This window comes from Brevundimonas sp. (genome assembly GCF_046299535.1).
GTDB lineage: Bacteria > Pseudomonadota > Alphaproteobacteria > Caulobacterales > Caulobacteraceae > Brevundimonas.
In genome coordinates this window covers 82,053-97,820 of the sequence record NZ_JBKBIB010000012.1, presented here as the reverse complement: position 1 = coordinate 97,820, position 15,768 = coordinate 82,053, and the positions used below count along the sequence as shown (strand labels likewise).

14 protein-coding genes are annotated in these 15,768 nt (G+C 67.0%); 1 reads left to right on the top strand and 13 read right to left on the bottom strand.

Going from position 1 to position 15,768, the window contains the following annotated elements; all coding sequences use genetic code 11:
• Nucleotides 1–154: 154 nt before the first annotated feature.
• Nucleotides 155–3,610 carry a DNA polymerase III subunit alpha gene (dnaE, locus tag ACK4FB_RS11465; RefSeq protein WP_409752156.1) on the bottom strand — a complete coding sequence of 1,152 codons (3,456 nt, stop codon included), beginning with the start codon at nt 3,608–3,610 and terminating at the stop codon, nt 155–157.
• A 179-nt stretch (nt 3,611–3,789) separates the two neighbouring features.
• Nucleotides 3,790–5,118, bottom strand: coding sequence for an alpha/beta fold hydrolase (locus tag ACK4FB_RS11460; protein WP_409752153.1), 1,329 nt, complete (start codon nt 5,116–5,118; stop codon nt 3,790–3,792).
• Nucleotides 5,119–5,340: 222 nt separating this feature from the next.
• Between ACK4FB_RS11460 and ACK4FB_RS11455 the strand changes: the two genes are divergently transcribed.
• Nucleotides 5,341–5,457 (top strand): hypothetical protein, encoded by a 117-nt coding sequence (locus tag ACK4FB_RS11455; RefSeq protein ID WP_409690375.1) that lies wholly within the window; start codon nt 5,341–5,343, stop codon nt 5,455–5,457.
• 17 nt (nt 5,458–5,474) lie between these two features.
• Here the strand turns inward: ACK4FB_RS11455 and ACK4FB_RS11450 are convergent, their stop codons facing one another.
• The 11 genes from ACK4FB_RS11450 to nuoN form a co-directional block, all read right to left on the bottom strand.
• Nucleotides 5,475–6,176 (bottom strand): ABC transporter ATP-binding protein, encoded by a 702-nt coding sequence (locus ACK4FB_RS11450; protein ID WP_409752150.1) that lies wholly within the window; start codon nt 6,174–6,176, stop codon nt 5,475–5,477.
• Nucleotides 6,169–7,467 carry a lipoprotein-releasing ABC transporter permease subunit gene (locus ACK4FB_RS11445; protein WP_409752147.1) on the bottom strand — a complete coding sequence of 433 codons (1,299 nt, stop codon included), beginning with the start codon at nt 7,465–7,467 and terminating at the stop codon, nt 6,169–6,171. The genes ACK4FB_RS11450 and ACK4FB_RS11445 overlap by 8 nt, the downstream gene beginning before the upstream one ends.
• Nucleotides 7,464–8,780, bottom strand: coding sequence for a proline--tRNA ligase (gene proS / locus ACK4FB_RS11440; RefSeq protein WP_409752144.1), 1,317 nt, complete (start codon nt 8,778–8,780; stop codon nt 7,464–7,466). Before proS ends, ACK4FB_RS11445 begins: the two co-directional genes overlap by 4 nt.
• 90 nt (nt 8,781–8,870) lie before the next feature.
• The gene (locus ACK4FB_RS11435; RefSeq protein WP_409752141.1) at nt 8,871–9,128 is read right to left on the bottom strand and encodes a DUF1467 family protein; all 258 of its coding nucleotides are present in this window, start codon (nt 9,126–9,128) and stop codon (nt 8,871–8,873) included.
• On the bottom strand, nt 9,125–9,550 hold the full coding sequence (gene mce / locus ACK4FB_RS11430) for a methylmalonyl-CoA epimerase (protein WP_409752138.1): 426 nt from the start codon (nt 9,548–9,550) through the stop codon (nt 9,125–9,127). Before mce ends, ACK4FB_RS11435 begins: the two co-directional genes overlap by 4 nt.
• 37 nt (nt 9,551–9,587) lie before the next feature.
• Nucleotides 9,588–10,106: a hypothetical protein gene (locus ACK4FB_RS11425; RefSeq protein ID WP_409752135.1), complete on the bottom strand. Its 519-nt coding sequence runs from the start codon at nt 10,104–10,106 to the stop codon at nt 9,588–9,590.
• A 54-nt stretch (nt 10,107–10,160) separates the two neighbouring features.
• Nucleotides 10,161–11,087 (bottom strand): hypothetical protein, encoded by a 927-nt coding sequence (locus tag ACK4FB_RS11420; protein ID WP_409752133.1) that lies wholly within the window; start codon nt 11,085–11,087, stop codon nt 10,161–10,163.
• A 28-nt stretch (nt 11,088–11,115) separates the two neighbouring features.
• Entirely contained in the window at nt 11,116–12,789 is a 1,674-nt protein-coding gene (locus ACK4FB_RS11415; RefSeq protein ID WP_409752130.1) for a ribonuclease J, read from the bottom strand.
• Nucleotides 12,786–13,568 carry a type III pantothenate kinase gene (locus ACK4FB_RS11410; RefSeq protein ID WP_409752180.1) on the bottom strand — a complete coding sequence of 261 codons (783 nt, stop codon included), beginning with the start codon at nt 13,566–13,568 and terminating at the stop codon, nt 12,786–12,788. The genes ACK4FB_RS11415 and ACK4FB_RS11410 overlap by 4 nt, the downstream gene beginning before the upstream one ends.
• On the bottom strand, nt 13,565–14,317 hold the full coding sequence (locus ACK4FB_RS11405) for a biotin--[acetyl-CoA-carboxylase] ligase (RefSeq protein WP_409752127.1): 753 nt from the start codon (nt 14,315–14,317) through the stop codon (nt 13,565–13,567). The genes ACK4FB_RS11410 and ACK4FB_RS11405 overlap by 4 nt, the downstream gene beginning before the upstream one ends.
• Nucleotides 14,318–15,763, bottom strand: a complete 1,446-nt coding sequence (gene nuoN / locus ACK4FB_RS11400) for an NADH-quinone oxidoreductase subunit NuoN (protein ID WP_409752124.1) — start codon at nt 15,761–15,763, stop codon at nt 14,318–14,320. It lies immediately after the preceding gene.
• Between the last annotated feature and the right edge of the window lie 5 nt (nt 15,764–15,768).

Below are 15,768 nucleotides of genomic sequence, written 5' to 3'. Positions count from 1 at the left end.
CCATCCGCGGATGGTGGAGGGGGTGCATCCGCATCCCCTTTTTTGTCGAGTAGTGCGCGGACCGGCTGGCGCGTAGGTTCGTCAGGATTGGTGAAGCGGACCTACCCCCTCCACCGCTTCGCGGTCCCCCTCCCCCGGTGGGGGAGGATTGTACCTACGCATCCTCCAGCATCACCACCCCCGGCGCGGACTTCAGCGCCCCGCGCAGGGACGCGTCCAGCCGGTAGCGCCCGGGCAGCTTCATATCCACCTCGGTGCGGCCTTCCAGCGAGGCGACCAGAACCACCTCCCCGCCCCGGTCACTGACGGCGCGATCCAGCCGGGAGCGCAGGGCCTCCAGCTCGGCGGCGCGCGGCGACACATGGATGCGCAGGCCCACGACCGCCTGCTCCATGGCCGTGTCGATGGGGCTGGCGGAATCGCCGAAGAAACGCACCTCTCCGTCCGCCGCCTTGGCCCGCACCCGCACCAGCACCGCGGCGCCGGGCTCCAGCACCTCGCGGCAGTTGCGCAATTGCTCGGGCGGGAACAGGCATTCGAACTCGCCGGTGGGGTCCGAGAAGGTGACGAAGGCGAATTTCTCCCCCGTCCGGGCGCTGGCCCGTTCCTGACGACGCCGCACCACCCCGGCCATGTTGAACGCCTCGTGCCCCGCCTCGGCCAGACCCAGGGCCTCGGCCACGAAGGTCACGCGCTTGCGGCGCTTCAAAACGTCCGCCATGTCCTCCAGCGGGTGGCCGGAAAGATAGAAGCCGACCGCCGACAGTTCCTCGTCCAGCTTCTCCGGACCCACCCAGGGCTCCACCGCCGCCAGCCGCGGCCGCGCGGCGCCCGCCTGATCCCCGCCGAACAGGCTGACCTGCGACGAGGCGCGCTCGGCCGCCACGCTCTGGCAGTAGGCCATCAGTTTGTCGGCCTGATCGAACAGCTGCCGCCGGTTCGGATGGATGCTGTCGAAGGCCCCCGATCTGGCCAGGTTCTCCAGCGCCCGCTTGTTGACGCTGCGCGGATCCACCCGCTCCAGGAAGTCGAAGATGTCGTTGAAGGGCCCGCCTTCGTCCCGCACGGCCTGGACATGGCGCATGGCCTCCAGCCCCACATTGCGGATGGCGCCCAGCGCATAGAGCACCGCCCCCTTGCCCTCGTCGTCAAAGGCCACGTCGAAGTCGGCCGAGGAGGCGTTGATGTCCGGCGAACGGATCGGCACCTCGAAGCGGCGGGCGTCCTGATAGAACACCGCCAGCTTGTCGGTGTTCGAGATATCCAGGCTCATGGACGCCGCGAAGAACTCCACCGGATGGTTGGCCTTCAGCCAGCCGGTCTGGAACGAGATCATCGCATAGGCGGCGGCGTGGGACTTGTTGAAGCCGTAACCGGCGAACTTGGCCACGAGATCGAAGATGCCGCCGGACTGCTCCTCCGGCACTCCCTTTTCCGACGCGCCCTTCGCGAAGCGCGCCCGCTGGAAGTCCATCTCTTCCTTCTTTTTCTTGCCCATGGCCCGGCGCAGCAGGTCAGCCTCGCCGAGGCTGTACCCCGCCAGGATCTGGGCGATTTTCATCACCTGCTCCTGGTAGATGATGACGCCGTAGGTCTCGGACAGGGTCTCCTTCAGGCTGGGATGCAGATAGTCCACCTCGGCCCGCTCGAATTTGCGGTCGATATAGGTGTCGATCATCTCCATCGGGCCCGGCCGATACAGCGAGATCAGCGCCGTGATCTCCTCGATGGAGCCACAGCGCATCTTGCGCAGGGTGTCGCGCATGCCCTGGGATTCCAGCTGGAACACCCCCACCGTCTGGCCCGAGGCCATCAGCTCATAGGTGCGCGCGTCATCCAGCGGCAGCCGGCTCCAGTCCTGCGCCGCGCCGCGCCGCTCGAGATACCCCCGCGCCCGGTCCAGCACCGTCAGGGTCTTCAGGCCGAGGAAGTCGAACTTCACCAGACCCGCCGGCTCCACCCACTTCATGTTGAACTGGGTGGCCGGAATGTCCGACCGCGGATCCTGATACAGCGGCACCAGCTGGGTCAGCGGCCGGTCCCCGATCACCACGCCAGCGGCGTGGGTCGAGGCGTTGCGATACAGACCTTCGAGCTCCAGCGCCGTGTCCAGCAGATGGCGGACCGAAGCTTCGGCGGCCCGGGCCTCCTTCAGCCGCGGCTCGATCTCGATGGCCTGGGCCAGGGTCACCGGATTGGCGGGGTTGGCCGGCACCATCTTGGCCAGTCGGTCCACCTGCCCCAGCGGCATCTGCAGCACCCGGCCCACGTCGCGCAGCACGGCCCGCGCCTGCAGGGTGCCGAAGGTGATGATCTGGGCCACCCGATCCGCGCCGTAGTGCTGCTGGACGTAGGTGATGACCTCCTCGCGCCGCTCCTGACAGAAGTCGATGTCGAAGTCGGGCATGGACACCCGTTCGGGGTTCAGGAACCGCTCGAACAGCAGGCCGAAGCGGATGGGGTCCAGGTCGGTGATGGTCAGGGACCAGGCCACCAGCGAGCCGGCGCCCGAGCCCCGGCCCGGGCCCACGGGAATGCCGTGCGCCTTGGCCCATTTGATGAAGTCCGACACGATCAGAAAATAGCCGGGGAAGCCCATCTGCTGGATGATGGACACCTCCCACTCCAGCCGTGTCCAGTATTCCTCTTCCGGCGCCGCCAGCATCAGGCCGTCCAGCCGGGCTTTCAGGCCCTCGCGTGCCTGGTGGGCCAATTCGTCGGCCTCGTTGCGGCCTGCGCCGGTGTCGAACCGGGGCAGGATGGGCGCGCGGGTCTGCACCAGGAACGCACAGCGACGGGCGATCTCGATGGTGTTGTCGCAGGCTTCCGGCAGGTCGGCGAACAGGGCGCGCATGTCGCTGGCGGGCTTGAACCAGTGCTGTCCGGTGACCCGACGGCGGTCGTCCTGGCCGACAAAGGCGCCGTCAGCGATGCACATCAGGGCGTCGTGGGACTTCGCCTGTCGCGCCTCGGCGTAATGGACGTCGTTGGTGGCGACCAACGGCACATCGTTGTCATAGGCCCAGCGCACCAGCCCCGGCTCCGCGGCCTTTTCGGCGTCCAGCCCGTGGCGTTGCAGCTCCACATAAAACCGGTCGCCGAAAGCGGCCTTCATGACGTCCAGCGCAGCCCGCGCCTCAGCGGTCTTGCCCCCGGCGAACAGACAATCCACCGGTCCGTCCGGCCCGCCAGACAGCAGGATCAGGCCCTCTGCGTGCTTTTCGACCAGCGACCACGGCACGCCCGGCTCGGCCAGCTCCATGGAGCCCAGATAGGCCGCCGACGACAGGGCGCACAGGTTCAGCCAGCCGGCGTCATTCTGGGCGATCAGAACGACCGTGGGCGTCTTGGCCCACCGCTGGCTCATCCGTCCGCCGATCTCCAGCACCGGAAGAGCGCAGGCGATGATGGGCTGAACCCCGGCGTCGCGCGCCGCCTGGCTGAACTCCAGCGCCCCGAACAGATTGGCGCGGTCCGCGACGCCCACGGCGGGCATGCCCTGCCCGGCCGCCAGCTGGCCCACCTTGCCCGCCTTGATCGCGCCTTCCAGCAGCGAGTAGGCCGACTTGACCCGAAGATGAATGAACCCGTTACCGGCTTCGTGCGCCACGCCTTGCTCCGAAACTCATGGGCCGGGGCGGCGTCACGTCACCAGAAAAGCGACCTGCCAGACCACCCAGACGACCCCTGCGCACGATGCCAGAGACAGCGATTCCCGAACCAGACGCGTCATGCCTTATCCCCAGAAGTGATGTTCCGGGAATGTTCTATGTTCCGCCTTCGTTCACGTCAAGGGGCGGTGCACGCCGAAGGCGCCGTCTCTCCGTTCATGAAGGGGCGCACCGCCCCAACGAAGCAATCCGGCGCAGCGAACAGAAGCAGATGAGCGCCGCCCTCAACTGTCGCCACACTGAGGGGACCGGCCTCGCGCAGCAGCGCCGCATGCTCAAGCGCGCCTTCATAGGCAGTGTTGGGGTCCATCGTTCCCTGAACAACCAGAGTGCGCGGCAACGCTGCCGGTATCTGGCCGAAGGCGGAGTCGCGTTCGTAAGTGGGAAGGACGTCGCTCGCCAGAAACGCCGGCAGCGGACTGGTGAACAGGGCCTCACTCGCCTCTGCCCGCACGACCTCTTGCGTGATGTCCGGGCGCGCATTGTTTTCGGAGGCGCTGATGAGAATGACCAGTGGGGCCGATGAAGCGGACTGAGCGAATCCCGTCAGGGCCGCAAACGCCGCCTGTCGGTCTTCGATCGCGCGTCGAAGGGGGCTGGCGTCGTTGTTCGACAATGCGGTGATGATGTCGGGAATGCGCGCCCGCAGGTCCGGAAAGTTCAGCAGGCTGCCCATGAACTGTTTCAGATCGCCTCCGGGAACGACGTCCGCCCAAGGGGACGGGTCCGCCGCCAGAACGCTTTCGTAGGTCGCCACCTCCATTGGAGACAGCAGGCTGCGCCCCACCTGATCGACCAGTTCGCTGCGGCGGCTGAGATCCCAGCGTGTTGTGCTCTCGGGCGGGACCAGGCCGTCAAGGATCAGCCCGTCCAGTTCCACCGGCGCGACGTGCATCATGCGCAGCGCCAATTGTGTGCCGTAAGAGACAGCGTAGACATGAACCTCCCCGTCCCCTCGATGAGTCGCGATCAGGGTAGACAGGTCATGCGCTGCGTTGGTGATGGAGAAGGCGTGCGCCCGCCCCCGGTCCTGATAGATGAACCCGATGCAGGGCCCCCATTCCGAACCTGCCAGGGCGATCCCCTCCTCGCTTTCCGGCGACTCCTGCTCAGGGCAGAGCTTCGACGAATAGCCGGTGCCCCTATGGTCCGGCGCCATCAGGTCCATGTCAGGAAAGGCCCGACGCAAGGTTTCAAGAAATGGATAGAAGGACGCGCCCGACTCCCCAGGCCCTCCGGCGATCAGCCAGACTTGGCCGTTGGACTGTCCAACCGCCGGGAACTTCCGCACGAACAGTTCGATGCTGTCGCCTGCGTCGCCTCCATGATCCAGAGGGGTCGTGACGACCACGCACAGCGATCCCGCCAGTTCCGCCGATTCAATAGAGTCGGCGCACGGCTGGAACTCTTCGGCAAGGGCGCCGAAGGCCGCCGTGCATGCCAGCACGGCGGCGGCTGCGGCGACAAAAACTCGTTTCATGATGGGGCCCCTCCGGATTCGTCGTGCGCCATGACTAGGCGATGACCGCGCCTTTTGGGCGTTAAGAATCGGAAAGGTCCGCAGTAGCGGGCATAGGATTTAACTGAACGGCGTGAACCGCCTGCTGTATACTGCCGCCAACGCCCTTCCCCGCCCTTCCGGCGGTCCCCGGCGCCCGGAGAGCCTGCCATGGCCAAGGGTCAGAAACGCAGCACCAAGGAAATCCGCAAACCCAAGGCGGAAAAGACCAAGCCCCCGATCACGGTGGGCGCCTCGCCCTTCACCACGCCGCCCGGCAAGAAGTAGCGCCCAAACGCGCTGCGTCAGTAGGCGTGGCTCTCGGCCGGGCGCTCTTCCAGATGCCCGTCGCGCAGGGCGAAGACCCGGTCCATATGGCCGGCCAACTCCATGTTGTGGGTGGCGATCAGGGCGGCGACGCCCGTGGTCTTGGCCAGTTCGCGCAGGGATTCGAACACCGCCTGGCTGGTGGCCGGGTCCAGATTGCCCGTTGGCTCGTCGGCCAGCAGCAGGCGCGGCTGGTTGGCCAGCGCCCGGGCCACGGCGACCCGCTGCTGCTCGCCGCCCGACAGCTGGGCCGGCTGGTGGGTCAGACGCTCGCCCAACCCCAGGGCGGTCAGAAGCTCTGACGCCCGCGCCCGTGCGGCGGCGTGCGACACGCCGTTGATGCGCATGGGCAGGGCCACGTTGTCGCCGGCGTCGAACTCGGGCAGCAGGTGGTGGAACTGATAGACGAAGCCCACCTTGGCCAGACGGATGCGTGTGCGCGCCCGCTCCGGCAGGGCGCCCACGTCCTGTCCGTCGATCATCACCTGACCGTCGGTGGGACGCTCCAGCAGGCCCGCGGCGTGCAGCAGCGACGACTTGCCCGAGCCGGACGGCCCGATCAGCCCGACCACCTCGCCCGGAAACACGTCCAGATCGACGCCTTTCAGCACCTGCAGCCCGCCAAGGGCGGTGTCATAGGTGCGCGTCACGCCCCGCAGGGACAGCACGGGGCTACTCATAGCGAAGGGCCTCCACCGGATCGATGCGCGAGGCGTTCCATGACGGCGGCAGGCTGGCCACACAGGACATCAGGAGCGACCAGACCGTGACCCAGAACACGTCTGCCGGGTCCACCAGCGCCGGCACCCCGTCCAGCATGTAGACGTCGGCCGGGAACAGTTGCACCTGAAGGATCAATTCCAGGAAGCTCTGGATAGCGCCGATGTTCCAGCAGAACAGGAGGCCCAGGACCAGGCCCGCCAGCGTGCCCGCCACGCCGATGGTGGCTCCGGCCATGAAGAAGATGCGCAGGATCGACGAGGGACTGGCCCCAATTGTGCGCAGGATGGCGATGTCGCGCCCCTTGTTCTTCACCAGCATGACGATGCCGGAGATGATGTTCATGGCGGCGATGGCCACCACGAGGCCCAGGATGATGCCCATGGCCACGCGTTCGATCCTCAGGGCGCTCCAGAAGGCGGCCATGGTGTTGCGCCAGTCGCTGACCAGCGCCCCCTGCCCCGCCGCCTCGGCCACCGGCTGGACATAGCGGGCCACCTGATCAGGCTGGTCCACCTTCAGCTCGATCACGTCCCACAGGCCTTCCTTGCCGAAGAACAACTGCGCCTGCTCCAGCGGCATGAATACGAAGGCGCGGTCATAGTCTGCGGCGCCGGACTGGAAGATGCCGCCCACCACATAGGTCTTGGAGGTGCCCAGGTCGCCGAAAGCCGTGGCGCCGCCCTGAGGCGAGATCAGGGTCATCAGATCCCCGACCCTCAGGCCCATCTGGTCCGCCAGCGCCTTGCCGATCAGGATGTTGTCGCCGCCGTAGGCGCCCTGGCCGAACCGGGCCCGGGCCTCCTCGTCGAGGCTCTGATAGACGAAGCTCATGGAGTCGAGATTGGCGGCCGAGATGCCCCGCACCACCCCGCCGGTCGTGCGGCCGTGGGCGGTGAACATGGCCGGCGACTCGGTCAGGGGCGTGACGCTGACCACCCCGGGTACGGCGCGGATGCGGTCGATGGCCTCATTGCGATCCGGCGCCTGCAGCACCTGGCCGTGCACGTACATGTGCCCGTTGAACGACAGCATCCGGTTCAACAGCTCTGTGCGGAACCCGGACATGATGCTCATGACGCTGATCAGCACCGCCACGGCCAGCATGATGCCGATGAAGCTGATCACCGCGATCAGGGCGACGCCGCCCTCCTTGCGCTTGGCGCGCAGGTAACGAAGGGCCAGGCCGATTTCCCAGGCGCTGAACGCCCCGGCGGGTTTTGCGGCCTTCCCGGCGGTGGCGTCGGTCATGCGGTGAGCTTCTGAAGGGCCGCATCCAGCGGCAGGGTCTCGCGCTCGCCGGTGGCGCGGCGCTTCAGCTCCACCACCCCGTCGGCCAGGCCCTTGGGCCCGATGATAAGCTGCCATGGCAGGCCGATCAGATCGGCGGTGGCGAACTTGCCGCCCGGCCGGTCGTCGCGGTCGTCGTAAAGCACCGCCTTGCCCGCCGCCTTCAGCTTCGCCCAGGCGTCCTCGCAGGCGGCGGAAACCGCCTCGTCGGTGGGACGCAGGTTGATGACCCCCACGTCGAACGGGGCTACAGCATCGGGCCAGATGATGCCGGCGTCGTCATGGCTGGCCTCGATGATCGCCCCGATCAGGCGCGAGACTCCGACGCCGTAACTGCCCATGTGCACCGGGACGTCCTTGCCGTCCGGTCCGGCGACGATAGCCTTCATGGGCTTGGAGTATTTGGTCCCGAAATAGAAGATGTGGCCCACCTCGATACCGCGTGCAGTCAGGCGGTCGCTCTCGGTCACCTCGGCGTCGAAGCGCTCCGCCTCGTGCATCTCGTCGGTCGCAGCGTAAAGCGCCGTTCGTTGATCAACAATTGATTGAAGATCGTTCCAGTCCACGTCCGGACCGGGCGCAGGCATGTCCACCAGACGGCGGTCGCAGAACACCTGGCTCTCGCCAGTGTCGGCCAGGATGATGAACTCATGGCTCAGGTCGCCGCCGATGGGCCCGGTGTCGGCGCGCATGGGCACGGCCTTCAGGCCCAGTCGCGAGAAGGTGTTAAGATAGGCCACGAACATGCGGTTGTAGGACTTGCGCGCGGCAGCCTCGTCAACGTCGAAGGAATAGGCGTCCTTCATGAGGAACTCGCGCCCGCGCATGACGCCGAACCGGGGCCGCTGCTCGTCGCGGAACTTCCACTGGATGTTGAAGAGATTCAGCGGCAGGTCCCGGTAGCTCTTCACGAAGCCGCGGAAGATGTCGGTGACCACTTCCTCGGCCGTGGGGCCGTACAGCATGTCGCGCTTGTGACGGTCCACGATACGCAGCATCTCGGGGCCATAGGCGTCATAGCGCCCGGACTCGCGCCACAGGTCGGCCAGCTGGATCGTCGGCATCAGGATTTCGACGGCGCCCGCCCGTTCCTGCTCCTCGCCCACGATTTGCTCGATCTTCTTGAGCACGCGCAGGCCCAGAGGCAGCCAGGCGTAGATTCCCGCCGCCTCCTGACGGATCAGGCCGGCGCGCAGCATCAGCCTGTGCGAAACGATCTGCGCCTCGGACGGCGTTTCCTTGAGGGTGGGCAGGAAGTAGCGCGAAAGACGCATCGGGAATCCGTTTGAAACTGAGCCTACGCCTTTAGCCGGGACGCCCCGGAATAGGCAATCAAAGTCGACTCCGTTCCATCCTTGCGAACATCAACGCGTTCCCGGCATCTCCGGGAGCGGCAGGATGCCCGTGAAGATGATCACCATTATCACAACCCAGACGATAGCCGCGATCCATGTAGTGGTGATGAACTTCTTCTTCAGATTGGGCGTTTCGGGCGCGCCCCAGTCGCCGCCGTCCGTCTGCCGCTCGCGGGGCCCCTGGTTCATGCCCAGCGGCAGGACGGCGAACAGCACGGTCCACCAGACGGTCAGGAAGATGGCGACGGCTGTGATCGGTCCGATCATGGGTGAGGCTCCTTCGGCGATTCCATCAGTTCCACCAGCACGCCGCCCATGTCTTTCGGATGCACGAAGACGATAGGGGTTCCGTGAGCGCCGATGCGCGGCTCGCCTGTTCCCAGAATGGTCGCCCCTTTGGCGCGAAGGGCGTCTCTGGCTTTCAGGATGTCATCGACCTCGTAGCAGACGTGGTGCTGGCCGCCCTTCGGGTTTCTGGCCAGAAAGGCGTGAACAGGCGACCCCTCGCCCAGCGGTTCGATCAGTTCGATCTGGCTATTGGGGAGATCGATAAAACAGACCCGCACCCCCTGCGCCGGCAGGTCGAAGGGTTCGCTCGCCTCCGTTGCGCCCAGCATGTCCCGGTACATGGCCACGGAGGCCTCAATGGAGGGCGTGGCTACCCCCACATGGTTCAGTCGTCCGATCATGGTGCTGCTTAGCGGGTTTGAGGCGGCGGGGCGAGGCTCAGCACACGGCCTGCGACGACGCATCCCCGCCCGCATCGGCGCCCGTCAGATCGCGCAGGTTCCAATCGTTCTGAACGCTGCGCACATCTGTGATCCGCCACTCCCCGTTCTCTCGGCGACACAGATCATAGGCCATGGAGATCGGTCGTCCCGCCCTGTTGAAGCGCGCCACGATGGCCGAACCGTCAGGGCCCGATGCGACTTCCTCCACTACCAGACCGGTGATGGCGCCGTCCTGTGCGTCATGACGATAGTCGAAGTCGATCCCTTCCTCGCCCGACAGCCCGTCCACCAGCGCTTCGGCGAAGTAGAGGCGCACGTGGGGCGCGGCGGTGGGGATGGCCGGCTCCATGTACAGGGCCTGCACCAGACCTTCGGGCGTCAGGGCCTCCGGCGCGGCTGCCGGGACAGGCTCGGCGGCGGGGACGGCCTCGTTGGCCTCGATCCGTTCGGGCCGGTCACAGGCGGCGACGGCCAGAAACCCGGCAAGAACCGCGATGCGAAGCCTGGCGCTCATGATGATCTCCCTGTCCAGGCTCAGGCTGGGCGCAAACCCCGCCCCTGTCCACCGTCAAACGCAGTCGGCGCCGAGCCCGGGCGCCCTCAGGGCGAGAAGCGCGCCAGACCGTTCCGCGCGGGTCATGACGTCCGCGTCCTCCAGCAAACATCCGATGACCGTGTTGGAGTTCGGCGCCAGCACGCCATAGGTGACCTGAGCCTCCTCGAGCCGCTCCACCGCCGCCTCCAGACGCTCCAGAGCATTACTCGCCACCTCATCGGAGATGCGGATCATCAGATGGATGGCCTGCCCTGAAGCCGGGAAATCATAGGCGTCCACATCGTAGGCCTGAAGCGTCGCACGCAGGTGATCGGGATTGTCGACGTCGTCTCCCAGCTTGTCATTGACGCTGGCCGAAAAGGCCCTGGCCTCACCGTGCTCGGGCACCACCAGAATGTAGGCGTGCCGGGGAAAGAACATGAAGTGTGCGAGATGTCGGGTGACATAGACCATGGGTGCCTCGTCCGGTCCTATGGCGCGCAGTCCCACGTAGACACCGGTTGGAAACACCCTCGCGTCCAGCCCGCCGTTGACGGTCAGCATCCGCTGAACCATCACGTGCTCGAGCACGAACTGCTCGCGCCGCGCTTGAGCTTCCAAATAGGTGTGGATCGCGGTCGCGTCAGGATCGCCCCCCAGAACGTCGCCGTACAGGGCCGTGAAGGCCCTGTCCGGAGCCTGCGCGCCGTCCAGCGGGCTTCGAGCCAGCGCCTCGACCTCCCAAAGCGCCTGACGAATCGGCCCGCCGGAGCGGTCGATGGAAAACCACAGCGCAAGGTTCACGAAGGCGAACAGCAGGAACAGCCCAACCGCCGCCTGGACCGCAATGACCGCCCAGCGCCGCCACCCATGCAAGGGATGACGGGCGTGGCGCACCCGCTCCAGCGCGCGCCGGCCCTGCTCACGACAGCGAACAGAGATCTGGCGAAAGTCCGGCATGGAGCGCTCCGCTTAGGCTCAGCGAAGCCTACAGCCGCAGAATAATTGTTTCCACGATGGGACGGCGGTCCCAGATCTGCTGACTGGCCTTCTTCAGCGCGCGCGCAACGGCCTGCTCGACCACCAGTTCATCCTCAAGCGCCTCGCCCTTCAGGCCGCGCACCACGTCCTCGACTCGTTCGGCGAGGCCGTCCAGGGCGTCGCCCAGCGGTGTGCCCTCGTCGCCGGGCAGGCCGATCCCGCGCACGTCGATGTCGCTGACGATGCGGCCGCGTTTGTCGAGCGCGAAGCTGACCACCAGCACGCCGTTGCCGGCCGCGTGGCGACGTTCGCGGATCGCCTCGCCCGCCTCCGTCACCAGCATGCCGCCGTCCACGTACAGGCGGCCGGAGGGGACCTCGTCGATGATCTGCGCCGGCCCGGGAGCCAGACGCACCAGATCGCCGTTGCGGGGCGTGACCGTCTCGGGAACCCCCATGTCCCTGGCCAGATTGGCGTGCTCCATCAGATGGCGCCTCATGCCGTGGGTAGGCACCGCGATGCGCGGACGCACCCAGTCGTACATCTGCCTCAGTTCGTCCCGGCACGGGTGGCCTGAAACGTGGATGCCGGGGTGATCCTTCTCGGTGTAGAGACGCACGCCCCGGTCCGCGAGGCGGTCCTGCAGATCGCCGATGGCCAGTTCGTTTCCTGGAATGACCCGCGACGAGAAGATGCAGTGGTCGCCCGACCCCAGCTTGACCACGGGGTGGGTGCCGTCCGCCACACGCGACAGGGCCGCACGGGCCTCGCCTTGGCTGCCGGTGCACAGATAAAGCACCTCATCGGACGCCCAGACGCGAGCTTCTTCATCCGTGAGGAAGGGCGGCAGATCGCCGAGCAGCCCCACATGTTTTGCCGCCGCCGTGATGCGGTGCATCGACCGCCCGGCCAGCGCCACGCGTCGCCCCGCCGCCTTGGCCGCCAGAGCCACGCTGTGGACCCGCGCCACATTGGACGCGAAACAGCCCACGGCCACGCGACCGCGCAGGGGCTTGATGAGGTCCACCAGGGCGCCGGCCACATCGCCTTCTGAACCGGCGACGCCATCCACGAACACATTGGTGGAATCCCCCACCATGGCCAGCACGCCCTCATCACCCAGTCGGGTCAGGGCCTTGGCGTCCGTGCGCGATCCGACCACGGGCGTGTCGTCGATCTTCCAGTCGCCGGTGTGCATCACCGTGCCCAGCGGGGTCTTGATGGCGATGCCGTTCGGCTCGGCGATGGAGTGCGTCATGGTGACGAACTCGCATTCGAACGGGCCCAGATTGACCGTGCCGCCCAGCGGCACCTCGTGAAGTTTCGCCTCCTGCAGCAGGTTCTGCTCGCGCAGCTTGTCGCGGATCAGATAGGCCGTGAACGGCGTGGCGTAAAGCGGCGCCTGGATGCGCGGCCACAGCCAGCCCAGGGCGCCGATATGGTCCTCGTGGGCGTGGGTCAGCAGGATGCCGAGGATCTTCTCGCCCTTGAGGGCCTCGGGATCGGGCACGATGATGTCGACGCCGGGCGTCGACAGGTCGCCGAAGGTGACGCCCACGTCGACGATGATCCATTTGCGGTCGTGCGCCGGGCCGAAGCCGTAGGCGTTCAGGTTCATGCCGATCTCTCCGGAACCGCCGAGCGGCAGGAAGACCAGTTCGTCTTGATTTGATTTTTTCATGTTGTTTTCAGATGGGCGTTGCGTCGCCAGATTTCCAGAAGGCCGCGAATGGTCAGATCCGCGTCGAAGTGATCGATGCTTTCGGTTGCGCCTTCGAACAGGCTGGCCACGCCGCCGGTTCCGATGACGGTCATGGGTTTCGCCCATTCCGCCTTCATGCGCGCCACCATGCCCTCGATCAGCGAGACATAGCCCCAGAAAACACCGGACTGCATGTTGGACACGGTGTCCTTGCCGATGACCCGGTCGGGCTTCTGGATGGCGATGCGCGGCAGCATGGCCGCCGCCTCGTGCAGGGCCTGAAGGCTGAGGTTGATCCCCGGCGCGATCACCCCGCCCTCGAAGGCGCCGTCTGCGGCGATGACGTCGAAGGTGGTGGCCGTGCCGGAGTCGATGACGATCAGGTCGCCGGAATACTTCAGATGGGCCCCGATGGCGTTGACCAGCCGGTCGGCGCCCGCCTCGCTGGGCTTGGTGATGCGGACCGGTATGCCCAGGTCCACATTGTCCCCGATCACCAGCGGCTCCACGTTCAGATAGCGCCGCGACAGGTTCTTCAGATTGAAAATCGACTGGGGCACCACGCTGGAGATGATGCAGCCGTCCAGCGCCGCCATCCTGATGTCCCGCATGGACAGCAGCTGGCTCAGCCACACGGCGTATTCGTCGGCGGTGCGGCTGGATTCCGTGGCCGTGCGCCACTGAGCGATCCAGTCAGTCCCGTCATGCACCGCGAACAGGGTGTTGGTGTTGCCTTGCTCGATGGCCAGAAGCATCAGGCCGCCTCCCCGAAGAACACGTCGCCCGCCGAAATGCGCCGCAGTTCGCCCGAGGGCAAGCGCAGGCGCAGCGCCCCGTCCGCCTCCACGCCTTCGGCCCGGCCGCTGAGCGTCTCATGCCCCAGCCGCGCCGTGCAGGGACCGTCCAGCCCCGGCGTCCGCGCGGTCCAGGCGTCCAGCACCGGCTGGAACCCCAGGGTCATCCAGCGCTCCATCCATACGGCGAAAGTCCCAGCCAGATGGTCGGCCGCCTGCTCGATGGACGGAGGCGCCGCCGCGTCGGCCCGCAGATGGTCGGCCAGAGCGGTCGCCGGACGCTCGGTCTCGGTCGGCGCGTGGGCCAGATTGACCCCGATTCCCACCCCCAGCCACAGGCCGCCGCTGTCATGGGCGCCGGATTCCAGCAGGATGCCGCTGGCCTTTTTGCTGTCCAGCATCACGTCATTGGGCCATTTGATGCTGACCAGCGCCGGCGGCGCCCACGCGTCCAGCAGGTCCGCCACGGCCAGCGCCGCCACGAAGGTCAGCTGCGCCGCCTCGGCCGGCGGCCGGCGGACCACGGTCAGCAGGGTCGCGGCCAGATTGCCGGTCTCGCTGGACCATGTCCGGCCGCGCCGTCCCCGTCCCGCCGACTGGCGCCGCGCCACGATCCACAGCGGTCCGGTCTCGCCGCGCTCGGCCATGCGCCGCGCCTCGGCGTTGGTGGAGTCCGCTTCGTCGAGGATCAGGCGCGGGGCGGCCTCGGCCAATCAGCCCGCCCCGAAGCTGGTGGCGGCGTTGCTGGCCAGCGGCTCCAGCCAGGTCAGGGCGATCAGCACCAGCGGGAACGAGAAGGCCGCAGCCGCCCATCCGATCCACTGGGCGTCCTTCGGCGACGGGTCCACCGCGCCCTCGCCTTCCGGCGGCGCGTCGAACCACATCACCTTGATGATGCGCAGATAGTAGAAGGCCGCCACGACCGACGCGACCAGACCCAGCGCCGCCACGATCCAGTAGCCCGCCTGCAGCGCCGCGCCGAACACATAGAACTTGCCCCAGAACCCGGCGAAGGGCGGCATGCCCAGCACCGACAGGGACAGCACCGTAATGGCGATGGTGGTGACGGGCTTGTCCTTGCGCAGACCCGCCAGATCGGCGATGCGCCGGATCGGCCGACCGCCGCGCGACAGGGCCAGCAGCAGGGCGAAGAAGCCCAGCGTGTCGATCATGTAGAAGGTCATGAACAGCAGCAGGGCCTGCAGCCCCGCCTGCGTCCCCGCCGTGATGGCCAGCAGCGCATAACCGATGTTGGCGATGGACGAATAGGCCAGCAGCCGCGGGATGTCCCGCTGTGCGAGGCCGCCGAAGGCGCCGACCGCAAACGAGATCAGCGAGATGATCACCAGCACCTGGGCCCACTGGTCGTGAGCGCCGCCGAAACCCTCGCTGAGGGCACGCGCAAACAGCACCATGGCCGCGAACTTGGGCGCGGTGGCGAAGAACGCCACGACCGGAGTCGGCGCGCCCTCGTACACGTCAGGCGTCCACATGTGGAACGGCGCGGCCGACACCTTGAAGGCCAGGCCGCAGATCAGGAACACCAGACCGAAAATCAGACCGGGCTCGGCCCCGCCCGCCGCCACCGCAGCGATCTCGTCGAAGCGCATGGAGCCGGTGAAGCCGTAGATCAGGCTGGAGCCGTACAGCAGCAGACCCGACGACAAGGCGCCCAGCACGAAATACTTCAGGCCCGCTTCCGACGCCCGGCCGTCGTCCCGGTGGAAGGCGGCCAGCACGTACAGGGCCAGCGACTGCAGTTCGACGCCCACATACAGCGCCATCAGGTCGCCCGCCGAGGCCATCATGCCCATGCCGACGGCGGCCAGCACGATCAGCACCGGGTACTCGAACCGGGCGATGCCGTTGCGGCGCGTCCAGCCGTCGCCCAGCACCACGGCCAGGGCGCTGGCCAGATAGATGGCCACCTTGGCGTAGACGGACATGGGATCCGAGACGAACGCCCCGTTGAAGACCATGCCCAGCGGCGCATTGGCGGCGACGCCGGCGGCCCCGATCAGCAGCGCGACGGCCAGCAGGCTGACCACGCGGCCCAGCTTTTCGCCGCCATAGGCGCCGAGCATCAGCAGGATCATCGACCCGACGGCCAGAAGGGCCTCAGGAGCGGCGATGTGAAGGGCGAGATTGATGTCGAACATGGTCG